The following is a 22,184-nucleotide window of genomic DNA, read 5'->3' as shown; positions in this document are numbered from 1 at the left end:
GGTCCCGGACGGCGACGGCCGTGGCATGGATCGAGGGGCTCAGGACCGACGTCCGCCGACAGCGGGCAGGGTGACCTCGAAGGCTGCCCCCATGATCTTGCCGTCCGGACCGGACCGGTTGGTCGCCACCACCGACCCGCCGTGCGACTCCACGATCTGGCGCACGATTGAAAGGCCCAGGCCGGAATTCGCCCCGAAGGCCGTGCCTTTTGGACGCGAGGTATAGAAACGCTCGAAGACCGTCTCGAGGTTCTCGGGCGGAATGCCCGGGCCATCGTCCTCGACCCGGATGTGGATGCGGTCATCGCGCCGAATCGAGACCCGCACCTCGCCGCCGGGCGGACTGAAGGACCGGGCATTGTCGATCAGATTGCGGAAGACCTGCCCCAGCGGCCCGTCCTGGCCCATGACGCGGAGCATACCCTCGGGCCGGGGTGCCAGAACCACCTGCGCCTCGCCGGGCCGTGACGTCGTCTCATAGACCCCGACGATATCTCCCAGCAGGGTCGCGATATCGATCGACCGTGGCCGGTCACGCGACAGTTCGGCGTCCAGTCGCGAGGCATTGGAAATGTCGGTTATCAGCCGGTCCAGCCGTTTGACGTCGGACTGGAGCAGGGCCGTGAGCCGGTCGCGCTGGCTCTGCTCCTTGACCAGATCGAGGGTCTCCAGCGCCGAGCGGATCGAGGTCAGAGGGTTCTTGATCTCGTGACTGACATCGGCGGCAAACCGCTCGATCGCGTCCATGCGCGTGGACAGGGTGTCGGTCATAGACTCCAGCGACCGGGCCAGATCGCCGATCTCGTCCTTGCGGTCCTCGAGATCGGGCAGCGAGATGGCGCGGGCGCGCTGGGCGGTGACCTGGTCAGCCGCTGCCGACAGCCGCATGACCGGGCGGGCCACAAACAGGTGCAGCAGCAGGGAGGCGATCAGGTTCACGGCCAGCGCCACCAGCGCAAACGGCATCAGGGCGCGTCGCTGGTCGTCGAGGATTTCGTCGACATCGGCGGCTTCGATGGTCAGGACGCCCAGCACCTGCTGGACATGACGAATGGGGAAGGACACCGAGACCACACGTTCGCCGGATTCCGAGACGCGCACGCCTGCCTGTGGTGTGCCCTCCAGGGCCAGCGCGATCTCTTCGCCGAGTTCGCCCCGCGCGTCTTCGATCTGTTGCAGTTGACGCGGGGTGAGACGGTCGCTCCTGACCGGTGATCCGGCCGGACGGGCCGGGGGCAGGGGCTGGCCGCCGATATTCTCGGACACGACATAGCTGTCGGCGACCGGGAAGCCATCGACGTCGTGGATGCGGGCCCGCTGGCCGCGGGGGACGTATTTGTCCAGCAGGACCTGCGAAGCCTGTTCCTCGTTGAACGTGGGATAGGGCTCACCCACCGTGTATTTCTGGTCCGAGAGCACCTCGGCCAGAAGTTCGGCCTGTGACAGCAGCGACTCCTGGCGCGCCTCGATCAGGCCCGTCCGCCACTCGTTCAGGGCCAGCGCACCGCCGAAGAGGATCAGCAGGCTGAGCAGGTTCAGAACAAGGATGAACCCGCCGAGCCGCGACCCGCCGAAGCGGATCAGCCGTCGGCGGGGGCGGGCATCCTCGACCAGCGCGTCCGGTCGTTCAGCTTTCGCGGTATCGATAGCCGACGCCATACAGGGTCTCGATGGCGTCGAACTCGTTGTCGACCACGCGGAACTTCTTGCGCATCCGTTTGACGTGGCTGTCGATCGTGCGGTCATCGACGTAGACCTGATCGTCGTAGGCGGCGTCCATCAGGTTGTCGCGGCTCTTCACGAAGCCCGGGCGCTGGGCCAGGGCCTGAAGCAGCAGGAATTCCGTGACGGTCAGCTTGACGGCCTTGCCGTCCCAGGTGCTTTCGTGGCGGGCCGGGTCCATGACCAGCTTCCCGCGCCGGATCGCCTTGCCGCTGATTTCGGCAGAGGGCTCGGGCTCGCCACCGTCCGCGCCTGTGCGACGCAGCAACGCCTTAACGCGCTCGATCAGCAGGCGCTGGCTGAACGGTTTGTGGATGTAGTCGTCCGCGCCCAGGTTGAAGCCCAGGATCTCGTCGATCTCCTCATCTTTGGAGGTCAACATGATGACCGGGATCTGGGAGGTCTGGCGCAGGCGACGCAGCACCTCCATGCCGTCCATGCGGGGCATTTTCACGTCGAGGATCGCCAGGTCCGGGGGCGAGGTTTCCAGCGCCTCAAGGCCGGTGGCCCCGTCGTGATAGGCCGTGACCTTGTGGCCGTGGCTTTCCAGCGCCAGTGATACCGAGGCGACGATGTTCTCGTCGTCGTCCACCAGAGTGATATTGGCCAAGCTCGGGCCTCCTTCGTTTCAGTCGGATATCGCGTGTCGGATCGTATGAACGCGCCACAAGCGTAACCGTTCGATCGAAATCACGGTGACATTACGGCCACACAGGCCGAACCGCCAGTGTTCATACGGAAACCCGCCCTTAAACCCTGTTGTGGCACAAGGCGGCATGGCCGGACCGATCCATTACGAAGTTTTCCAGCGCAAGACGCCACCTTCGCCGTGGACCCTGCTCATGGCGACCGAAGATCGCAAGCAGGCGATCGACACGGCGGAAGACCTGCTGGCCGAGAAGCGCGCCGTAGCCGTTCGGGTCACGAAGGAAACGCTCGATACCGAGACGATGGCGTTCCAGAGCACGACCCTGCTGACCCGAGGCGTGCCGGAAGTGTCCAAAAAGCGCTCGGTCGAGCGGGAAACGCTCGGGCCCCGGTGCACGGGCCCGTCCGATCTCTATACGCCGCTGGCCCGCGAAACGCTGGGACGGGTGCTGGAGGACTGGCTGGCCCGGAACGGGGTGACCGCTTTCGAGCTCCTGCACCGCCCGGACCTCGTGGAGCGACTGGAGGCGTCAGGGGTCGAGCTCCAGCATGCGCTGCAGAAAATTGCGATCCCCGAGAGCCAGGCCACCGGTCAGGCGACCCACGAGCTGATCCGTCATTATCAACGCCTGTCGGAGCAGGCGATGGAGCGGGTCATCAAGGCGGGCCGGGCGAACGTCTTCACCGAACTCTCCAGCCGTCCCCTGGCCGACACGGCCAGGAAGATCGCAGGGCTGCCCGATCGCGCCTTCATCATGGGCGGTGTGGTTTCCGGTGCCCTGAAGGGAATCAAGGGTGCCAGGGCGCGCCTCGACTGCCTCATGGATCTGGCGGATGCTGCTCCGGCAGACGGTCCGCCCCGGGCGCTGGTCATGGTGCAGATCGAGCAACTGCTCTGCGAACTTCTGGCCCCCCGGACCAATCTGGCCGACATTCTGGGCCCGGGGCTGGACCAGGGCGGCAGCCTCGCTGCCGTTGTTCGCATGGTCGCTCCGGGAGAAATCGAGGCTCTGGTCAGGCACGATCCCCGCTTCGCACTTGCGATGCCGGTCGTCGACGGCGCGGCGGGACGGCTCGGGGCGCATCTGGGGGCGGGCGACTATCCGATCCTGGCTTCGTCCCTGGCCCGCATGGTTCTGCGAGAGCTGATGGGGCCGCGTCGGCTACGCCCCAGCGAAGCCTCTTCCGAAATCGACATTCTCCGCGTCCTTGCGATGTCACTGACCGCGACCGTGGGTCGCCTTCTCACGCTTGAGGAAGTCCAGAACGCCTTCGTGGAACGGTCGCGCAATATCGTCACGGCTGATTTCGTTTCGGCCTTTGTCGCACAGTGCGAGTCCGTCCTCTGCGAGGCGGAACAGCTCGCCCGGCTCTGCGAGAACGTGACGGGTGCGGCCAACAAGCGGGCAGCAGCGCGCTGGATGTCCGCCTGCGTGGGGTCCCTGCGCTTTGAAACGGAAATGCGCGCCTCGCGTCAGCCCCCGGTCGAAAAGCTGACGGTTCTCGCCAATCTCCAGCGGGCTGTCAGGTCCTGCGACCTTGGCGAAAGCGACGAAACCGCAATCTGCAAGGCGATCGGAGCTGTCGGTGGTGCCATCGAAACCGAGGCGAAACTGATTGGCCAGATTGCCCGGGCGAGTGTTCCGATCCCCCGACGCCTCGCCATGCTGCTGCGCCTTGCGGCCGGAGAAACAGGCCCGACCGGCCCTGTGGCCGACCGAGCCAAGATGGAGGCCCTGAAACTGTTTCGGGCCCCGGAGGCCCGCGCCGCACTTCATGCGGAACCACAGACGGTTCTCGCCATCAAGGGCCTGATGCAGGCTGCGGGCCTGGCCGCCTGATCCCGGACCAGCGCCTAGTCGAAAATGTCGAAAATGCTGTCGCGCTTCTTCTTGCGATAACGGTCGCCATCATAGCGGTCGTCCCGGCGATAGTCATCGCGACGCGGCTCCTGGCGATACCCGCCAGCGGCCCCTCCGCCCCACGGTGAGGGCTGCTGAGGGGGCGGCGCATAGGTCGATGGTGCAGGGCTGGCCGGGCGGCTGTCCGCGGCCGAAGCGTCCATCAGCTTTTCGAGTTCGCCGCGATCAAGCCAGACACCGCGACACGTCGGACACATGTCGAACTGGACGCCGGCGCGCTCGAGCGTCTGCATCGGAGCGTTGTCGTTCGGGCACATCAGAAGGGGCATGGGCGGCCTCAGTGGAGCTGAACCAGTGGACGAATGCACCCGGAACACAATCCATCACAAGCGAGCGACAGGCCATGCTCCGGGCGCACCCGTTGCGGTCCGACATCGCGTCGCCTCCGGCGTCTCGCCACGGCTGGGGGGAAAGCCGCTCGGAAACAGAACCGGAAACGAACGCCAGAGGGGCCCGTCCCGCATCTGCAACCTAGGAAGTCGCGGTTAGGCGCGCAAGTCCGACAGCGCGCGCGATGTCAGCAGACCTGACCGGCGGCCCAACCGGACGACCAGGCCCACTGGAAATTATAGCCCCCCAGCCAGCCCGTGACATCGACGACCTCGCCGATGAAAAAGAGGCCGGGCACGGTCGTGGCCTGCATCGTCCTCTGATCCAGGGCACCGGTACCGACCCCGCCCAGAGTGACTTCGGCCGTGCGATAACCTTCGGATCCGACAGGCTTCACCGTCCAGTTGTTCACGGCCTGGTCCAGACGCCGCAAGGTCTTGTCTCCGACCTCGGCCAGCTTGCCTGCGATCTGCTCCCGCGCGACGATCGTCTCGGCGAGGCGGCGCGGCACGATCTCGCCCAGTGCCGTGTGAATGGCCTGTTTGCCACCGGCGTCCTTGACGCCCTTGAGCCGCCCGTAGACGTCCTCGCCCGGCGCCATGGCGATCGTGATCGCCTCGCCTTCGCGCCAGTAGGAACTGATCTGCAGGACGGCCGGACCGGACAGGCCGCGATGGGTGAACAGCATGCCTTCACGAAATGTCGCCCTGTCCCGCATGCTGGCCACCGCCGGGGTGGCATCGCGCGGACCGGGCGCGGGATCGGACGTTACCTCCACCTCGACGGCCACTCCGGCGAGGGCCTTCAGCGTCTCCAGAAGCCCGGTCTCGAACGTGAGAGGCACCAGGGCAGGGCGGGTGTCCGTGACCCGGAGCCCGAAGCGCCGGGCAAGATCATAGCCCCATCCTGAGGCGCCCATCTTGGGGATGGACTTGCCGCCGGTCGCGACGACGACCGAAGAGGCCCTGAGGCTCGTTCCGTCGTCCAGGGTGACATCAAAGCCGTCGCTCGCTCGCTCCAGTGCGGCGATGCCCGTGCCCAGTTTCAGAACCACGCCGCGGGCCCTCATGCCGTCGGTCAGCATCCGCACGATCTGCTTGGCGCTGTCGTCACAGAAAAGCTGGCCCAGGGTCTTTTCATGCCAGGCGATGCCGTGCCGATCGACAAGGGCAATGAAGTCGGCGGGCGTGTAGCGTTTCAGCGCCGAGGCGGCGAAATGGGGGTTCTCGCCGAGGAAATTCCTGTGCGTGGTCCCGGTATTGGTGAAGTTGCAGCGTCCGCCACCCGAAATCCGGATCTTCTCGCCCGGGGCCTGCGCATGGTCGACGACCAGGACCCGGCGCCCACGCTGACCGGCTTCGATCGCGCACATCATGCCCGCCGCACCCGCACCCACGATCAGGACGTCGATGGTCTGGCGGCTCAAGCCGGTGTTCCCGCGCGCGGAGAGGTCTCGATCAACATCCGCGCTCGATACCGCAGCGGGATCGCTGATGCCATGCCGTCCGGTCTCGCGTCAGCCCTTCTCGCCCGCGACGGGGGGCTGGGGACGAGGCTCGGCCACGGGCTCTGTCGGCCTGCGATCCCGATTGCGCCTGCGGTTCATCAAGACCGACAGGGTCTTGCGATCCTCGGGGGCGAGGGTCTGCAGGACGGCAACCATGTCGGTCTCCAGCCGCGCCCGGCCCCTCAGTTCCGCCTCGCGGGAGCGTTGCAGCAAGGTCGCCACGGCAGCAGGCTCGAACGCTTCAGCCTGGCTCAGGGCAACGGCCTCGCGCCGCGCCTGTCGGGCATCCTCGAAATCAGGACGCGCGGCCTGCGCCGAGGCGCGCATGGCAGCGCGCACGCGGTCCCGGACCTCGGGATCGACGGTGGCGAGAACCTCGCGCATCGAGCGATCCCGGCCGGGGCGCTGGGCCTGCTCGAGCTGGCGTTCGACCTTCGCCTGGCCGACCATCACGGTCACGCCCGCGGCGACCGCAAACAGGTTCACGGCCACGGAGACCGCCAGGGCAATGGCGAGAACCCGCGCGTTCAACCCAGCACCTCGGTGTCATCCACGCCGTCCATCGTGGCCTGATAGAGGACGGCATCGACCTGCTTGTCAGCCGTCAGTTGGGTCGTCAGATTCAGGCCAAAGACCACGCCCGCACAGGCCGCTGCGGCCCAGCCTGCCCCGGACATCCAGGCCAGGCGCCCTGCAATCCATTGCATCCGGCGATGTGACAGGCCTGCCGCGGTCGCAGAGGCAATGACGAGGTCACGCAGGGCCATCGACACCTGGGGGGACGCGGATGCATGCAGCGCTGCATCTGTCATCGCCGCTTCGAACAACAGCCGCTCGACCATGACAGGCTCGGCGCGCCGCAAAGCCTCGGCCGCCGCGCGGTCCGTCTCCGGCCAGCGGCGCAGATCCGCGCCATAGGCCTCGGCCAGCTCCTGAAATCGTTCGACCTTCATGTTCTTCCTCCTTCAGCCGCCCGAGCGGAGCTCGGGCTGGCCCCGGGGTCGTGACCCGGAGCCAGATCGGCCAGTGTCTGTCGCAAGGCCCGTCGGCCCCGTGACAGCAAGCTTTCCAAGGCGTCGACGCTGACGCTCATCAGCGACGCCGCCTCGATGTTGGTGAGTTCCTGATAATGACACAGGATGATGGCCTCGCGCTGTCGGTCCGGCAACCGGGCTAGGGCCGCATCCACCCGGATGCCCGTCTGTGCTGCGATCAGCCCGCGATCGGGCGCTGGCCCATCGTCGGTCCGGTCGGGTGGCGTATCGGTCGGGACCTCCCGGCGTCGTCTCAGCCGATCGTAACAGAGGTTCAGCCCGACGCGGTGCAGCCATGTATCGAACTTGGCCTGTCCCGGCCTCCATCGGGGGGCCTGCTTCCAGGCCCGCAGCATGGCCTCCTGCGCCACATCCTCGGCTTCGGTGAGATCGCCCAGCATCCGGCTGGCGAGCGCCAGCATCCGGGGCAGTTTTCGCGCGACCATGGCTTGGATCGCCGCCGGGTCGCCCTGACCCACACGGCGAACCAAATCCTCGTCGGGGTCGGTCGTCAGCGCCAAACGGCCCTCTTTCGATTCGCACGAAACGGGCTGACCGAGACAGCACGGCCTTCCCCGACATGCCCTTACTCCGAACCGGGGGTCGGAGGCGACTGGGTTTGCGAACCCGGAGCCGCACGACGGGCCACGCGCTCGGCACGACGCTCCTGCCGGACCTGACGCATCTGCTGGCGGGCAGCGCGACGTTCGGCCACCGTCACGGCTCCATCGCTGTTGGCATCCATCCGGGCGAAGGCTTCTGTCGCCCGGGCCTCGGCTTCAGCGATCACAAGCGGGCCACGGGCCTCCCGGCGCGCTGCCATGCGTTCGCCGCGGGGGCCACCGCGGCCCATCCTGTCCGCACCGGGCCCACGACCTCCCCGCTCGGGACGGGCCTGGAACTCGGTACGGCTGATTGCGCCATTGCGGTCCGTGTCGAGCCGATCAAATCGGCCCTCCAGACGCTCGGCTCGGCGCGCCTGTTTCGCACCCGCTCGTTCCGCCCTGGTGATCGTGCCGTCGCCATCCGTATCGATGGCCTTCAGTCGCTGGACGCGAGCATCGACGAACTCGGCCCGCGTGATCTGTCCGTCACGGTTGGCATCAGCCCGGGCAGGCGAGCGCTCGGCAGGTGCCTGCTGGGCAAGGGCAGCGCCACCGACGGCGGCGGAGAGAGCGAGCGCAGCGGCGCCGCCGATCATCATCGTCTTTTTCATTGTGGTCTCCGATTGGCCGTTGTGGCCTGGCGCATCCCCATGTCGACAGGTTCAACGCGGGTCGTCGGAAACTCCGTCGCGGGGGCAGGGAAGGGCGGTCTCGAAGGCCGCTCGTGCGCGCATCCTGACGTCGGCCAGTTGCGCGCGCAGCCGGTCGAAGTCCGGTGCGTCAGCCCCTTCTGCCAGCCGGGCCTGAAAGGCCGACGGTTCAGCGTCCGGATCGGGGCGGTCCTCGAACGCACAGGCCAGAAGCTGGCTCAGCTGCTGATGTAGTGTCCAGCTCTCGGCCAGGACCGGGTCATGGCCGAGCTGATCGACGGTCGAAACGGTCAGGGTCGCGCCTGCCGCTGCCCTGACGAGCTGGCGGTACTGTCCCACGAACTCGGCATCCACCTGACCCCCCGAGGCGAGCTTCAGGTCCCAGAACCCCGATGGGCGCCGTTCACGATCCATCAGGTCCCGCATGGACCGGACATCGGCTGCCACATCCACGCCCGGACGCGGACGGCGAAGGGCCCCCTCGATCGCTGCGGTGACACGTTCGCCGAAGTCCGCGTCGCTGGCCCAGACAACCCTTGCCCGGGTCAGGGACATGAACTCCCAGGTCGCTGCCTCCTCCGCATAGTAGGCTTCGAAGGCGGCCAGCCGCACCGAAACGGGCCCCTTCGACCCGGAGGGCCGCAGCCGCATGTCGACCTCGTAAAGCCCGCCCTCGCCGGTATGGGCCGAGAGCGCTGCGATCAGCCGCTGGGTAAAGCGGGCCCCCCACAGATCCGCACTCCAGCCCTTGCCCGCGCTGACCGCTTCGGGCGGGGCGTCATAGACCGTCATCAGATCGAGGTCGGAACTCGCCGTCATTTCGCGCGAGCCGGCTTTGCCCAGGGCGATCACGGCGACGACGCCGGGAAAGGCCCCGCCGAGGCGCAGGGTTTCGACGAGCGCCGCTTCCGACAGGGTCCGCATGACCGCATCGGCCAGATTGGTGTAGGCCAGCCCCGCGGCCGCCGGCCCCACACGCCCGCTCAGGGTCTGGATGCCGATGCGGAAGTCCTGCTCGCGATGCAGACGGCGCACGACATTCATGGCCCCTTCAAAATCGCCCGAGGCTCGCGCCTCGGCGTCCATCTGGTCGAACAGGCCGGTGTTGATGCCGAGTTCGGTCTGGAACCGGGCGTCCAGCATGGAATCGAGAGCGGCGGGATACCGCCCCAGCGCCCGTGCCAGACGCGGCGCAAACGCCATGACGCCGACGACCAGGTCAAACAGCCTGGGCTGACCCAGAAACAGGGCCTGAACCTGCACGCCCGCATTCATGCCCGAGAAGAAGACGGCGAACCGACGGAAGGCGGCATCGGGTGCCCCTGTATCTGCGAGCGCGGTCAGCAGGCGGGGCGCGAGGCGGGTGAACAGCTCCCGGCCCCGTGCCGTCCGGGTCGCGGGAATGCGTCCGTGGTGCCAGGAGCGGATCGTGTCGGCGACGGAGGCCGGTTCGGAAAACCCCATCCGTTCCAGGGTCGCGAGGGTCTCCGGGTCATTGTCCGTGCCGGTGAAGACCAGACTGCCATAGGGAGAAGACAGGTCTTCCTCGCCCTCGAACAGCTCGCCATAGCGGCGGTTGACCCCGGCCAGCAGGGTTTCGACCCCGGCATCGAAGCTGGCCAGATCCGCATGACCCTCCAGAGCCGCGACGGCCTGACGACGCCCAGGGTCGGCGGGCAGGGTGTGGGTCTGCTCGTCGTCCAGCATCTGGACGCGGTGCTCCAGACCCCGAAGGCGGACATAGGCGATGGTCAGTTCGTCGGCGACCTCGGCAGGCATGTGTCCAGCGGCAGCCAGCGCCGCCAGCGCCTCGACCGTGCGATCCTTGCGCAGGCCGGGGTCACGGCCACCGAGGATCAGCTGCTGGGTCTGGGCGTGGAACTCGATCTCGCGGATGCCGCCGCGTCCGAGCTTGAGATTGGCTCCGGCGGCTTCGAGGCCCTCGCCGGTCTTGTGGACGTGGATCTGCCGCTTGATCGACTGGATATCGAGCACAGCCTGGTAGTCGAGGCTGCGCCGCCAGATGAAGGGGGTCAGGTCGTTCAGGAATTCGGCCGCCGCAACCGCATCGCCGCAGACGGCCCGGGCCTTGATGAAGGCGGCCCGCTCCCAGTTCTGGCCAACGGACTCATAGTAGTCCAGCGCCATGGGCACGGCCACGACCGGCGGGGTCGAGGAGGGATCGGGCCGCAGCCTCAGATCGACGCGGAAGACGTAGCCATCGGCTGTCCGCTCCGACAGCAGGGTGGCCAGTCCCTGACCGATGCGGTTGACGAAGGTCTGGGCCTCCACGCCCGGCCCCAGGGCCGCGGCCAGTTGTTCGGGGTCGAAGAAGAAGGAGATGTCGATGTCGCTGGAATAGTTCAGCTCGAACGCGCCGTGCTTGCCCATGGCCAGGCCGAACAGCCCGGGCACGGGGCCGCGCGGGTCGTCGGGGGCGCTGGTCAGCTTGCCCCTGGTGCGTTGATCATGGGCCACAGCGGCCAGCGCGGTTCGGGTCGTGGCATCGGCGAAGCGGCTGAGTGCTCCGGTGACCTGATCCAGATCCCAGTGTCCGCCGAGGTCCGCGATCGCGGTCAGGAGATGCAGTTCGGCCTTCAGCAGACGCAGGGGCCGGCGCACGTCCTCGGCCCCGCCGGTCAGTGCGTCGGTATCCGACAGGATCGCCGCCAGCCGGGCCTCGGGGTCCTGGCGCAGGATGTCGTGCAACCGGTCCGGCCAGCGCCGGGCCAGTCCGGACAGATAGGGCGAGGCCGCGAAGACGGGCTCCAGCGCCAGCCAGGCGGCGTCCAGAGCGGCCCGCCAGCCACCGGCGTCCGCCGTCTCGATCAGCCGATCGTGTGTCCGAGCAGCGATCGCGGGATCGATCACCGGTCCGCAGGGCCGGATCAAAGCACCCAGGGCTGTCGCGGACAGGCTCATACGCCCGCCGGTGCGGGAGGCAGGACAAGGGCGACCCTCAGGCCCGGTCCGAACCCGTCATACACACCGGGACCCTCATCCAGCTGCACCCGCCCGCCATGCGCCTCCAGCACGGCGACAACCAGCGACAGGCCAAGGCCGGATCCCACCTCCGTGCGGCTGTTGTCCAGGCGGACGAAGCGTTCGACGACCCGTTCGCGATCCGCCTCGGGCACGCCGGGGCCGGTGTCGGTCACCGAATACTCGACCTCGCCCGATGACCGCCGCCGGGCACGGAACATCACGGCCCCGCCGACCGGTGTGTATTTGATGGCATTGTCGATGACGTTGGCGAGGGCCTGGGCAAGGAACGGCCGGTTGGCCTCGATCATCAGGCCGGCTTCGATCTCGGCCCCGAACTCCAGCCCCTTGTCCTCGGCCGCCGGCTCGTAGAGCTCGGCCATGTCTGAGGCCAGGTCTGCTGCATCGAAGCGCACCGGGTCCGGCGTGCCCTGGGCCGCCTGCAGCCGGGCGATGGCGAGGACGGCGTTGAAGGTCTTGAGCAGGTGGTCGGCCTCGTCCAGCGCAACGCCCAGGGCATCGGTGCCCGACACCTTGCCCGCCTCGGCATCGATCAGGGCCACCTCCAGCTTGGCGCGCATCCGGGTCAGGGGCGAGCGCAGGTCGTGGGCGATGGCATCGCCTGCATGCCGGATCGAGGTCATCGAGGCTTCCAGCCGGTCCAGCATCTGGTTCAGCCCCTGGCCCAGTTCGTCCAGTTCGTCGCCGGACTTGCGCACCTCGGCCCGGGCCTTCAGGTCGCCGTCCTGAACCGCCATCACGACCTTGTTCAGCCGCGCCATCGACCGTTCGACATTGCGGCTGATCAGCAGGCCCCCGCTGGCGCCGAGCACCAGCACCATCCCCATCGCCGCCCATAGGGCCTGGGTCAGTCGCATCAGATAGGCTTCGGTGTCACCCAGCGACTGGCCGACGAACAGATGCTCGCCGCCGCTCAGTTCATAGTCGACCCCCAGACCCTGCGGCCGCTCGACCCGCCCGGCCTCGTCGGTCTCGGTCAGGCGGAAGGTGCCCCACTGGCCGGCCCGGGTATCGGGGGCCGGGTCGATCGGCGACGCATCCAGGTTGCGGCTGATGAAGGCGCCGCTGGCGTCGGTCAGCACATAGACATAGGGCCCGCTCCGGCTGATCCGCTCAATCAGGGCCATGTTCAGGGCATCGATGTCGCGGGCATTATAGATGGCCAGCAGGATGTCGGCCTCGGCCTGCACGCTCGCCTCCGCCTGGGCCCGGGCCTCCGCTGCCGAAGCGATATAGACATAGGCCAGGATGGCACTGGCGGCCGTGGCGAACAGGGCCAGGAACAGCAGCGTCAGCCGGAACGGCGTGCGGCGCAGAAGCGAGGGGAGACGCATCGAGGCGCTTTACGCCTCTAGCCGATATCCCGCACCCCGTACCGTCTGCAGCATCGCGCGGTCGAAGCCCTTGTCGATCTTGGCGCGCAGGCGGCTGATGTGGACGTCGATGACATTGGTCTGGGGGTCGAAATGGTATTCCCAGACCTTCTCCAGCAGCATGGTCCGGGTGACCGACTGGTTGGCGTGGCGCATCAGGAATTCCAGCAGCTGGAACTCCCGCGGCTGCAGGTCGATCTCGGTGGTACCGCGATGCACGGTGCGGGCGATCAGGTTCATCTCCAGATCCCCGACCTTGAGCACGGTCTGGACGCCGCCGGTCTCGCGACGCCGCGACAGGGCCTCGACCCGCGCGATCAGCTCGGCAAAGGCATAGGGTTTGACCAGATAGTCGTCGGCCCCGGCCTTCAGCCCCGTGACCCGGTCCTCGACCTCGCCGAGGGCCGACAGGAACAGCACCGGCGTCTGGTCGCCGTTCTTCCTCAGTGTCTCGACCATGCCCACGCCATCGAGGCGCGGCATCATCCGGTCGACGACATAGACGTCGTATCCGCCCTGCTGGGCCTCGAGCAGGCCATAGGCTCCGTCGACGGCATGGGCGACCTCGTGCCCCGCTTCGCTCAGCCCCCGGACCATCGCCTGGGCGGCGTCCGCATCGTCCTCGACCACCAGAATGCGCATCGATCACCCCTCCGAACACAGATTCGCCGCCGATGGTAGCGCATCGGCGGCGAAGGAGTGAGTTAGCGATTATTCAGGCTTGGGATCACTCGGCGGCGGCAAACGGCACGATGATCCGCCCCTGCTGGCCGGTAGGAGCCCGGACGGCTAGAAGGACGCTGGGACGCCCGGCGGCGCGCGCGGCTTCGACAGCAGCCTTGAACTCGGCGACCGTGGCGACGCGATCATAGTTCACGCGCTCGATCAGCACGCCGACAGCGGCTCCTTCCCGGGCTGCAGGCGAGCGGGCCTCGACAGCCGTGATGAGGACGCCGCTCTGGTCACCGGTCAGGCCATAGCGTTGCCGAACCGCAGCCGGCACAGGACCGACGGTCATCCCGAGAATGGTCTCGCTGCTCGATGCGTCCGGTTTTGCAGGCGCGCCGGAGGGGGCTTCCATCTCGGCGGCCGTCGCGCTGATGTCGGCTGGCCGTGTGCCTGCCCGCACATTGATGGTCTGGCGACGACCGTTGCGGTAGATGTCGAGCCGCATGGTCTGGCCCGGCTTGGTCGCCCCGACGGCGCGTGTCAGTGCCGTCGAACTGTCGATCGGGTTGCCGTTGATCGCTGTGACCACATCGCCTTCACGCAGACCAGCTTCGGCACCGGGCGCGCCGGGCGTCAGCCCTTCAATCGATGCCCCTTCCAAGTCGTCGGGCAGACCCAGGGATCCGCGCATCTCATCCGTATTCACCGTGCCGATCTGGGCCCCGAGGTAGCCCCGCTGGATCGTCTCGCCGCTCATCAACTGGTCGGTAATGGGTTTGGCGATGGACGCCGGGATGGCGAAGCCGATGCCGACCGAGCCACCCGAGGGACTGAAGATGGCGGAGTTCACGCCGATGACCCGCCCATAGATGTCGAAGGTCGGACCGCCGGAGTTGCCCGTATTGATGGCAGCATCGATCTGGAGGAAGTCGGTGTAGGGATTGTCGTTCGCGGGGATTTCGCGGGCCGTGGCCGAAACGATACCGGCCGTAGCGGTGCCGCCCAGACCGAAGGGATTGCCAACCGCTATGACCCAGTCGCCGACGCGGGGCTGTGCGGCTTCCTCGAAGGCCACGAACGGGAAATCGCCGCCCTCGACCTTGATCACGGCCAGGTCCGTGTCCTTGTCCCGGCCGACGAGACGGGCCTCAAGTTCACGGCCATCGGCGAGGGTGACCGAAATCTCCGTGGCGTTCTCGACCACGTGATTGTTCGTCACGATGAAACCGCTGGCCGAGATGAAGAAGCCGGAGCCGGCGCCGGTCGAGGTGCGGGGCTCAGCCTCTTCCTCTTCGCCTTCAGGGATCTGGAAGCCAAAGCCGGGCGGGAAGCCGGGAATCTGCAACCGGCCGCCGCGGGGCCGTTCGACCGTCGTCTCGACGGTGATCTGGACCACGGCGGGTGAGACCTGGTCGAAGATGTCGGCAAAGCTCAGCGGGGCCCCTTGCGGCGGGGCAAAGGCGAGGGCGCTGGCACCGGCCGTCGGCGCGATCCGTCCCGAGACGCCCGCGACCTGGGCATTGGCGGTGGGCCAGTCGATGACCCCTCCGGCGGTGGCGGCGGCGGCGAAGGTTAGGCCAACGGCTGCCCCCAGAATGAACTCCTTGCGCTTCAGCATCGTCATCCTTGTCGTCTTTTCAATCCGGTGCCGGACGGCACCTATGGCTTCGATATAGGCGGCTGCGGCGTGACGCCAACAGGCACCGTATCATCGGTTGATCCCAACGAACGCCCGGCGTGGGGCGAAGATGCGACCGGATTCGGGCCGAACCTGTCCGATTGGAGAACTTCGTTCAATTGCGCCTCTTCCTCGGGGCTGAGGTCCCGGGTTTCGACCCGCTTGCGCCGCGACACGACCAGCAGCGCCAGTCCGCCCAGCGCGACGAGCGCAAAGGGTCCGAACCACAGCAGCCATGTCCCGAACCGCACCGGCGGCTCGAACAGCACGAAGTCGCCATAGCGACGCACCATGTCCGCCTTGACCTGATCGTCGGTCGATCCGTTCGCGATCTCCTCGCGCACCAGACGGCGCATGTCGCCGGCAATGCCCGCCGGGCTGTCAGCGATCGACTCATGCTGGCAGACCACGCAGCGCAGGACCTCGAACAGGGCCTGGGCCCGCGCTTCCTGTGACGCATCGGCCAGAGGCTGATCCGGCAGGGCCGCGGGCTCCTGGGCGAAGGTGGGGGTGGCGAGGATCAGGATGGAAAGCAGGACGGTGAGGAAAAACCCCACCCATGTCCGCTCATCCCGGCGGAAGCCGGGACCCGGATCTTTGGACGATCGGTCGTGCCTGTTCAGCAAGGCAATCGGTCCCGCGTACCGTCCCATGGACAGCTCTGGGTCCCGGCTTTCGCCGGGATGAGCGGAAATGGAAGCAAGCCTCCTCACGCCCCTTCCACCACCGGCGCGGCCCGTCTTGCCGCGACGCCGACCCGCAGGCGGCGATCGAACAGCGACAGCACGCCGCCCAGGGCCATGATGGCCGGGCCGAGGAAGATCAGCCGCGCCCAGGGATTGTCATAGACGCGCACGGTCCAGGCCTGAGCCGCTTCAGGTGTGCTGCGCCGCTCGCCCATGACGACATAGACGTCGTCGAGGCCCCGGAAGTCGAGGCCGACCTCGGTCGTCGTCTGCCCGCCGGTTGGGAAGAAACGCCGCTCGGACACCACTTCGCGCGACAGGCCGCCGTCGCGGGGTGTCACCGTCAGTCGGCCCTGCTCGGCCAGATAGTTGGGTCCCTCCACGATCTGGACGTCGTCCAGACGCACCGTCCAGTTGCCGGCGCTGATTTCCTGCCCGATGGCGAGGGGCGCGGCGTTCTCGGCCTTGAACGACACCTCGACCACGGCCCCCAGAACGAAGACGCCCAGACCTGCGTGCGCCAGGGTCATGCCCCAGGCCCCAAGAGGCAGGGCCCGGATCCGGCGCATGACCTCCGGGAACGAGACCCGGAACAGGCGGACGCGTTCGACGACTTCGGCAAGAGCCCCCAGGATCAGCCACGCCCCGACCGCGATCCCGGCGGCGGCCATGGCCTTCTTCGGCTCGAAGGCGAACCAGCTTGCCAGGGCGGCAACCAGGGTCAGTCCGGCAGCCACGGCGAGGCGCTGCATCGCACCGGTCAGGTCGCCGCGCTTCCAGGCCAGCAGAGGCCCGGCCGGCAGGATCAGGAAGGCAACGATCATCAGAGGGGTAAAGGTGAGGGCGAAATAGGGCGGTCCGACCGAGATGGTCTGGCTGGTCGCGGCCTCCAGGATCAGCGGATAGAGCGTGCCCAAAAGGACGGTCGCTGCAGCCGCAGTCAGGAACAGGTTGTTCAGCACCAGCGCGCCCTCGCGGCTGACCGGGGCGAACAGGCCGCCGCCCTTCAGCTGGGGGGCTCGCCAGGCGAACAGGGCAAAGGCCGCCCCGGCCGTGACGCCGAGGATGGCCAGCAGCATCAGGCCGCGCTCGGGATCGACCGCAAAGGCATGGACGCTGGTCAGGACGCCCGACCGCACGAGGAAGGCGCCCAGCATCGAGAAGGTGAAGGCCAGCAACGCCAGGAACACGGTCCATCCGGACAGGGCCCCGCGCCGTTCGGTGACGACGGCGCTGTGCAGCAGGGCCGTGCCCGCCAGCCAGGGCATGAACGAGGCGTTCTCGACCGGGTCCCAGAACCACCAGCCTCCCCAGCCCAGCTCGTAATAGGCCCAGAAACTGCCGAGCGTGATCCCGACGGTCAGGAAGGCCCAGGACGCCAGAGCCCAGGGTCGGACCCAGCGGCCCCAGGCGGGCCAGAAGGTGGAGTTTGGTCGCCCCTCGATCAAGGCCGCCACGGCCAGCGAGAAGGTCACGGAAAACCCGACATAGCCGAGGTAGAGCAGGGGCGGGTGGATGGCGAGGGCCGGATCCTGCAGAAGCGGATTCAGCGACTGACCCTGGAACGGAGCCGGGTCCAGCCGCGCGAACGGGTTGGAGGTGAACAGTGCGAACGCCAGGAACAGGGCCGACAGGCCGCCCTGGGTGGCGACCGCACAGGCCTTGAGGCCGAACGGAAGCCCACGCGCCCGGGCTAGGATGGCCCCGAACAGGGTCATCACCATACACCAGAGGACCAGCGACCCCTCATGACTGCCCCAGGCGGCGGCCACCTTGTAGAGCATCGGCTTGTCGGTGTGGCTGTTGCTCGCGACGTTCGCGACCGAAAAATCGGACACGGCGAAGGCAAAGATCAGGGCCCCGAATGCGAGCGCATTGGCCAGGGCCGACGCCAGGGCGGCACCCTGGCCGGCTCCGGTCAGGACCGGACTGGATCGCAGCCGTCCGGCGATGGACAGGCCCGTCTGCAGCAGGGCCAGCGCAAAGGCGAGGACGAGCGCGAACGCCCCGAATTCGATGATCATAGACGGCTTGGGGCGCTGGCGGCAGGCGAGACGCTCGACCGGGTCTCCGTCATCGTGCCACCCGTCGCGGGGGGCGTATAGGCACCGGCCTCGCCTTCGGGCCGCCACTCGCCCTTGGCCTTCAGGCGGTCGGCGACCTCGCGCGGCATGTAGGTTTCATCGTGTTTGGCCAGCACCTGCCGGGCGCGAAAGGTCCGGTCTTCCTCGAACGACCCCTGAGCGACGATTCCCTGGCCCTCGCGGAACAGGTCGGGCAGGTCGCCCTGGAAGACGATGCGCGTCGTTGCGGCGTTGTCGGTGACGGCAAAGACGACCTCGCCGCCGCCCTGCTGTTCGACACTGCCGGCCTCGACCAGGCCGCCCAGCCGGATTTCGCGACCGGCCGGGGCATTCTGTGGAGTCACTTCGGACGGGGAGAAGAAATAGGTCACATTGTCGGTCATCGCCCACAGCGACAGACCGACAGCGAGCGCCAGCACCGGCGCGACAGCCGCGACGATCCAGAGCCTGCGACGGGCCTTGGGGGATTTGGGGAGCCAGCTCATCGGGGACACCGGCGGGAGAGGGGAAAAACGGTAAGCGTCATCGTCGTGACGTATAGCGACGTCGCGGCGGAGCACCAACGCGTCATCGCGCCACCGAGGCGTTTGCCAGCTGCTGCTCGAGACTGGTCCTGCGAGGGTCTGCGGGATCGAGAGCGGCGATCAGAGGTTCCCACATGGCCCGTGTTTCTGCCACGTCGTCCCGGGCCAAGGCAGCTTCGCCCAGGAAGAAGCGCGCACCCAGCTGCCCGGGATCGATCCGGATGGCCCGACGGAAGGCCGCCTCGGCGTCGCCCCCGACGACACCCTGCTGCGAGCGGACGAGTGCCTCGCCCAGCCGGGCCCAGCTCTGCGCATCTTCGGGCTGAAGGACCAGTGCACGGCGGAAGGCCGAGGCGGCCCCCAATGGATCGCCGGCCTCGAACCGCGCTGCGCCCAGCATGGTCAGGGCTTGATGATCGTTGGGTTGCGCCTTGACCACACGGGCAACGACGGCCGCGATCTGGGCCGGCTCCAGCGTGTCCAGCGAATTCGACCAGGCGTCGACGCGGCGCTCATAGGCCTGATCCGGCAAGCCGGGCGCACCGAACACGGCATATGTGCCCAGGGCGATGGCGCCGGTGAGGGCAATACTGCCCAGCACCCAGCGCCCGTCGTTCCGGCCGGCGACCTCGACGGTCTCTACGGCGGGTGTTGCCAGCACGCGGCGCCCCGCTTCTGCGCGGGCGGCTGACCAGCTGTCGTCGCTGAGCAGGCCGCGCGCTTTCATCCGGTCGAGTTCGTCGAGTTCACGCGACGCCAGATCCGGCTGCTCCAGCCGAGTTCCATCGGCACCGCGTCGTGCCGCCGTGAGGACCATCAGCGCAGCGATTGCGCTCACGAGCCCGGCCAGTATCCACAAAACCACCATGCGAGCGGGTCTAGCGGATCAGGCCGCTCCCCGCGAGGGGTCGTTGTGACCCATGGGCGCGCCAGCCACCGCGACGCGGCGACGCACGGTCTTGGCCTCGTCGATGGCCTCGAGCGTCGTCAGGAAGTCAGCCACCATCAGCACGATCTGGCGCGCCTGTTCGACGTTGGCGACGTCGTTGCGATTGATGCGATCGAGCGCCTGATCGGCATAGGTCGCCAGCCGATCCGTCAGCGTTTGCAGGACCTTGTACCGCAGGGTCTCCGAGCCGAAGACGCTGGCCGAAGACCGGACGGCGCGGACCAGAGCCAGTGAGGCGAGGGCGGCTTCGCGCGCCTCGGATGGGACTGCGACGTCGAGCATGGGTGTTGTGCGGGCGATCCGGCCCGAGCCCTGAATCTTCGCCGTCGGCAGAGCTTTCTCGACTGTCGCTTCGGCCTTGCTCAGCAATTTGTGGAGCGTGGCGTTCACGCGCAGCCGCGCATCCCGGGCCTGCTTGCCCCAGACCCCTCCGGGCTGCATCTGAATGGTCAGGTCGAGCTCGTTCAGCACGGTGGCACACCAGGCGATGTCGTCGCGCAGCACGGCAAACGGATCCGGCCCTCCGTCACCGCGATAGGTCGAAATCCTGGCGACACGGTCCTCGACGGTCTTGATCAGGCGGGTAACGAAGACGGCGAGTTCGGAATCGAACAGGAAGATCTCCCGCCCTGCGGCTGTCGAGGCATGCACGACCAGGCGAAGGATGCGCGAGGGATCCTCGAGATGGGCGAACAGGATCTCGAGAAGACGCTGCGCGCCTTCCGGCGCCACGGCGGCGGCGTCTCTGACCAGAAGTCGCAACTCGGCCAATTGGTCCTCATTCGGTCGCCCGATCCAGACCGTCAGCGATGGCAGACCCCGCGCCGCCAGGCTGGCGAGATCGCAGACACCGGCCAGGGCAGCAAGGCTCGCCTGACGATCCGAAGAACTCATCCCGTTATCGGGCCAGATGACGTCAGGCCGGTCGCGAACGGCTGCTGCCGCTGCCAGACAGATGCGGCTGGCGACTGCATCGGCGATTGCGGGGTCGAGGGGTTGGCCCGTCAGGGGATCGTTATCCAGTTTGGGCAGCCAGCTCTTCTCCTTGGCGCTGGCGGCCTTCCACAATCGTGGCAGCACGGCAGCCGGAAACCGGATGGCCTCCACGCCGTCCGCCCGCGGCCTGAACATGGGCAGGATGGGCCGCAGGACACGGAAGCGGCGCTTGCGGTCCTTGGTCTCGTCGGCCAGGACCCTCGCGAGCTCATCAGCCTTCTCGCCAGGCATGGACATGACGGCAACCGACAGTTTCTCGAGCGTGGCGTCGGGCACGCGTTCAATCATCTGTGCCAGGGCGGCGAGGTGCGCCACCGACAAGCCGGCCATATCGAGCTCCTGCGCCGGTGCCTTACCCGGTCGAACGGCGATACTGGTCGAACAAGGTTAACAGTTTCGAACGTTCTCTTCAGACCTCTGCGGCCGGGAGGGAGAGAATGGCCTTCAGTCCCCCCAGATCACTGGGGCCGAGCGTCAACCGGCCGCCATACGCCCGCGTCAGGTCATCGACGATGGCCAGACCCAGCCCGGATCCGGGCGTATCCTCGTCTGCCCGGGCCCCGCGCTTCATCACCTCGTCGTAGCGATCGGCTGCCAGGCCCGGGCCGTCGTCTTCCACCACAACGATCATCTGGCCGAGACCGCTGGCACCCGCCGACACGCGCACCTTGCGAGCGCACCATTTGCAGGCATTTTCCATCAGATTGCCGAGAATTTCCTGCAGATCCTGCCGCTCGCCAAGGAAACCGAGGGCGTCGGGAGCCCGCCAATCGATCTCGACCGGTTTGGACTGGAAGACGCGCTCCAGCATGACCGACATTTCGTCCAGCACCTCCGGCACGGGCGTGCGCTCGCCCAGACCCTGCGACCGGGCGGCCGCTCGCGCGCGTCGCAGGTGGTGGTCGACCTGCCCCTTCATCACGTCGGACTGACGCCGGACGATCTCGGCCAGTTGCGAGGGATCGCCACTGGCCTCGGCCAGCATGACGGACAGGGGAGTCTTGAGTGCGTGGGCCAGGTTGCCGACATGGGTTCGCTGCCGTTCGACCACATCCTGATTGTGGTCCAGCAGCCGGTTGACCTGCGCGGCCAGAGGCGAAATTTCGGCAGGATAGGTCCGCTCGATCCGGGCGGCCTTGCCTTTCCGGACGTTCGAGATCTCGTCCCTCAGGTCATAGAGGGGGCGCAGGCCGATGCGCACCTGCAGGAAGACGGCGATCAGCAGGCCAATGCCCAGAAGGCCCAGAGTGACCCAGGCGAGCGTGGCGAACTGGCGGGCATCGGCGTCGATGTCGGAGCGGTCGATCCCTGCCAGGAAGACGATCGGCGCACTGCGCCCCGGCAGGGTCTTCAGGCTGGCCGCCACCCTTAGCGGCTCATCATTGGGTCCGACGGAATTATAGGTGATGTTTATGCCGGCTGCTCCGGCCAGCTGGGCCGGCAGATCGCGCGGCACGGCGAGGCTTTCGTTGCCGAGCGAGGCCGACCGGATCAGCGTGCGCAAGCCGCCATTGCCGTCCGGCTCGGCGACCGCCCAGTACTTCCCCGACAGAAGGCGAAGGGTCCGGGCGTCCAGAATGGGGGTCGTCTGCACCGTCCCGTCGGGCATGACGGTCGTGGCAATCACGGCCTCGTCGATCGTCTCGGCCAGCACATTGCCGAGCCGCCGCAGCGCTGATTCCTGAAACTGGTAGGTCAGGACCGCGCCGGTCACGATCAGGGCCAGGGCAATCCAGGCGGAAGCGAGCCAGACAAGCCGCCGCGTCAGCGATCGGCCCGGCCGGAACAGCCACCCGTCAGCCAC

Annotated in this window: 19 protein-coding genes; 1 reads left to right on the top strand and 18 read right to left on the bottom strand. The window is 67.6% G+C overall.

Annotated features, from left to right (window positions below; all coding sequences use genetic code 11):
- Positions 1 to 39 precede the first annotated feature (39 nt).
- Together GGR13_RS01105 and GGR13_RS01100 are read right to left on the bottom strand one after the other, a co-directional pair.
- On the bottom strand, positions 40 to 1,659 hold the full coding sequence (locus GGR13_RS01105) for an ATP-binding protein (RefSeq protein ID WP_183211624.1): 1,620 nt from the start codon (positions 1,657 to 1,659) through the stop codon (positions 40 to 42).
- Positions 1,628 to 2,332, bottom strand: coding sequence for a two-component response regulator ChvI (locus GGR13_RS01100; RefSeq protein ID WP_183211623.1), 705 nt, complete (start codon positions 2,330 to 2,332; stop codon positions 1,628 to 1,630). Before GGR13_RS01100 ends, GGR13_RS01105 begins: the two co-directional genes overlap by 32 nt.
- 166 nt (positions 2,333 to 2,498) lie before the next feature.
- On the opposite strand from GGR13_RS01100, the gene GGR13_RS01095 reads away from it, so the two are divergent.
- Positions 2,499 to 4,211, top strand: coding sequence for a hypothetical protein (locus GGR13_RS01095; protein ID WP_183211622.1), 1,713 nt, complete (start codon positions 2,499 to 2,501; stop codon positions 4,209 to 4,211).
- A gap of 14 nt (positions 4,212 to 4,225) precedes the next feature.
- Here GGR13_RS01095 and GGR13_RS01090 read toward each other — a convergent pair whose 3' ends face one another.
- The 16 genes from GGR13_RS01090 to GGR13_RS01015 all read right to left on the bottom strand — a co-directional run bounded on the left by GGR13_RS01090 (position 4,226) and on the right by GGR13_RS01015 (position 22,184).
- Complete coding sequence (locus tag GGR13_RS01090; RefSeq protein ID WP_183211621.1) at positions 4,226 to 4,561, bottom strand: TFIIB-type zinc ribbon-containing protein; 336 nt, start codon at positions 4,559 to 4,561, stop codon at positions 4,226 to 4,228.
- A 248-nt stretch (positions 4,562 to 4,809) separates the two neighbouring features.
- The gene (locus GGR13_RS01085) at positions 4,810 to 5,997 is read right to left on the bottom strand and encodes a BaiN/RdsA family NAD(P)/FAD-dependent oxidoreductase (protein ID WP_246347671.1); all 1,188 of its coding nucleotides are present in this window, start codon (positions 5,995 to 5,997) and stop codon (positions 4,810 to 4,812) included.
- Between the two features lie 141 nt (positions 5,998 to 6,138).
- Positions 6,139 to 6,660, bottom strand: coding sequence for a periplasmic heavy metal sensor (locus tag GGR13_RS01080; RefSeq protein WP_183211619.1), 522 nt, complete (start codon positions 6,658 to 6,660; stop codon positions 6,139 to 6,141).
- Positions 6,657 to 7,082: a hypothetical protein gene (locus GGR13_RS01075; protein ID WP_183211618.1), complete on the bottom strand. Its 426-nt coding sequence runs from the start codon at positions 7,080 to 7,082 to the stop codon at positions 6,657 to 6,659. Before GGR13_RS01075 ends, GGR13_RS01080 begins: the two co-directional genes overlap by 4 nt.
- A complete protein-coding gene (locus GGR13_RS01070) occupies positions 7,079 to 7,684 on the bottom strand; it encodes an RNA polymerase sigma factor (RefSeq protein WP_183211617.1) in 606 nt (201 codons plus the stop codon). The genes GGR13_RS01075 and GGR13_RS01070 overlap by 4 nt, the downstream gene beginning before the upstream one ends.
- Before the next feature lie 65 nt (positions 7,685 to 7,749).
- On the bottom strand, positions 7,750 to 8,379 hold the full coding sequence (locus GGR13_RS01065) for an EF-hand domain-containing protein (RefSeq protein WP_183211616.1): 630 nt from the start codon (positions 8,377 to 8,379) through the stop codon (positions 7,750 to 7,752).
- 51 nt (positions 8,380 to 8,430) lie between these two features.
- Positions 8,431 to 11,340 carry a bifunctional [glutamine synthetase] adenylyltransferase/[glutamine synthetase]-adenylyl-L-tyrosine phosphorylase gene (locus GGR13_RS01060; protein WP_183211615.1) on the bottom strand — a complete coding sequence of 970 codons (2,910 nt, stop codon included), beginning with the start codon at positions 11,338 to 11,340 and terminating at the stop codon, positions 8,431 to 8,433.
- Positions 11,337 to 12,755, bottom strand: a complete 1,419-nt coding sequence (locus GGR13_RS01055) for a sensor histidine kinase (protein WP_183211614.1) — start codon at positions 12,753 to 12,755, stop codon at positions 11,337 to 11,339. The genes GGR13_RS01060 and GGR13_RS01055 overlap by 4 nt, the downstream gene beginning before the upstream one ends.
- Before the next feature lie 9 nt (positions 12,756 to 12,764).
- Positions 12,765 to 13,436 carry a response regulator transcription factor gene (locus GGR13_RS01050; protein ID WP_183211613.1) on the bottom strand — a complete coding sequence of 224 codons (672 nt, stop codon included), beginning with the start codon at positions 13,434 to 13,436 and terminating at the stop codon, positions 12,765 to 12,767.
- Positions 13,437 to 13,521: 85 nt separating this feature from the next.
- Positions 13,522 to 15,081 carry a trypsin-like peptidase domain-containing protein gene (locus tag GGR13_RS01045; RefSeq protein ID WP_183211612.1) on the bottom strand — a complete coding sequence of 520 codons (1,560 nt, stop codon included), beginning with the start codon at positions 15,079 to 15,081 and terminating at the stop codon, positions 13,522 to 13,524.
- A gap of 41 nt (positions 15,082 to 15,122) precedes the next feature.
- Positions 15,123 to 15,698 (bottom strand): cytochrome c-type biogenesis protein, encoded by a 576-nt coding sequence (locus tag GGR13_RS01040; RefSeq protein ID WP_343060275.1) that lies wholly within the window; start codon positions 15,696 to 15,698, stop codon positions 15,123 to 15,125.
- A gap of 152 nt (positions 15,699 to 15,850) precedes the next feature.
- Positions 15,851 to 17,851, bottom strand: a complete 2,001-nt coding sequence (locus GGR13_RS01035; RefSeq protein ID WP_183211610.1) for a heme lyase CcmF/NrfE family subunit — start codon at positions 17,849 to 17,851, stop codon at positions 15,851 to 15,853.
- On the bottom strand, positions 17,848 to 18,396 hold the full coding sequence (ccmE, locus tag GGR13_RS01030; RefSeq protein WP_183211609.1) for a cytochrome c maturation protein CcmE: 549 nt from the start codon (positions 18,394 to 18,396) through the stop codon (positions 17,848 to 17,850). Before ccmE ends, GGR13_RS01035 begins: the two co-directional genes overlap by 4 nt.
- A gap of 82 nt (positions 18,397 to 18,478) precedes the next feature.
- Positions 18,479 to 19,303 carry a c-type cytochrome biogenesis protein CcmI gene (ccmI, locus tag GGR13_RS01025; RefSeq protein ID WP_183211608.1) on the bottom strand — a complete coding sequence of 275 codons (825 nt, stop codon included), beginning with the start codon at positions 19,301 to 19,303 and terminating at the stop codon, positions 18,479 to 18,481.
- Between the two features lie 18 nt (positions 19,304 to 19,321).
- On the bottom strand, positions 19,322 to 20,710 hold the full coding sequence (locus tag GGR13_RS01020; protein WP_183211607.1) for a hypothetical protein: 1,389 nt from the start codon (positions 20,708 to 20,710) through the stop codon (positions 19,322 to 19,324).
- Positions 20,711 to 20,789: 79 nt separating this feature from the next.
- Positions 20,790 to 22,184 (bottom strand): sensor histidine kinase, encoded by a 1,395-nt coding sequence (locus GGR13_RS01015; RefSeq protein ID WP_343060274.1) that lies wholly within the window; start codon positions 22,182 to 22,184, stop codon positions 20,790 to 20,792.

It is taken from the genome of Brevundimonas variabilis (assembly GCF_014199945.1).
GTDB lineage: Bacteria > Pseudomonadota > Alphaproteobacteria > Caulobacterales > Caulobacteraceae > Brevundimonas > Brevundimonas variabilis.
Note: the sequence above shows the minus strand (reverse complement) of the source record. Positions and strands in the feature narration are given on the sequence as shown.

What these genes read in the sequence shown, in the direction of transcription:
- GGR13_RS01045 (WP_183211612.1), bottom strand. Translation starts at nt 15,081, where the DNA reads ATGCTGAAGCGCAAGGAGTTCATTCTGGGGGCAGCCGTTGGCCTAACC.
- GGR13_RS01050 (WP_183211613.1), bottom strand. Translation starts at nt 13,436, where the DNA reads ATGCGCATTCTGGTGGTCGAGGACGATGCGGACGCCGCCCAGGCGATG.
- GGR13_RS01090 (WP_183211621.1), bottom strand. Translation starts at nt 4,561, where the DNA reads ATGCCCCTTCTGATGTGCCCGAACGACAACGCTCCGATGCAGACGCTC.
- GGR13_RS01105 (WP_183211624.1), bottom strand. Translation starts at nt 1,659, where the DNA reads ATGGCGTCGGCTATCGATACCGCGAAAGCTGAACGACCGGACGCGCTG.
- GGR13_RS01035 (WP_183211610.1), bottom strand. Translation starts at nt 17,851, where the DNA reads ATGATCATCGAATTCGGGGCGTTCGCGCTCGTCCTCGCCTTTGCGCTG.
- GGR13_RS01085 (WP_246347671.1), bottom strand. Translation starts at nt 5,997, where the DNA reads ATGATGTGCGCGATCGAAGCCGGTCAGCGTGGGCGCCGGGTCCTGGTC.
- ccmE (WP_183211609.1), bottom strand. Translation starts at nt 18,396, where the DNA reads ATGAGCTGGCTCCCCAAATCCCCCAAGGCCCGTCGCAGGCTCTGGATC.
- GGR13_RS01075 (WP_183211618.1), bottom strand. Translation starts at nt 7,082, where the DNA reads ATGAAGGTCGAACGATTTCAGGAGCTGGCCGAGGCCTATGGCGCGGAT.
- GGR13_RS01060 (WP_183211615.1), bottom strand. Translation starts at nt 11,340, where the DNA reads ATGAGCCTGTCCGCGACAGCCCTGGGTGCTTTGATCCGGCCCTGCGGA.
- ccmI (WP_183211608.1), bottom strand. Translation starts at nt 19,303, where the DNA reads ATGGTGGTTTTGTGGATACTGGCCGGGCTCGTGAGCGCAATCGCTGCG.
- GGR13_RS01020 (WP_183211607.1), bottom strand. Translation starts at nt 20,710, where the DNA reads ATGGCCGGCTTGTCGGTGGCGCACCTCGCCGCCCTGGCACAGATGATT.
- GGR13_RS01055 (WP_183211614.1), bottom strand. Translation starts at nt 12,755, where the DNA reads ATGCGTCTCCCCTCGCTTCTGCGCCGCACGCCGTTCCGGCTGACGCTG.
- GGR13_RS01065 (WP_183211616.1), bottom strand. Translation starts at nt 8,379, where the DNA reads ATGAAAAAGACGATGATGATCGGCGGCGCCGCTGCGCTCGCTCTCTCC.
- GGR13_RS01095 (WP_183211622.1), top strand. Translation starts at nt 2,499, where the DNA reads ATGGCCGGACCGATCCATTACGAAGTTTTCCAGCGCAAGACGCCACCT.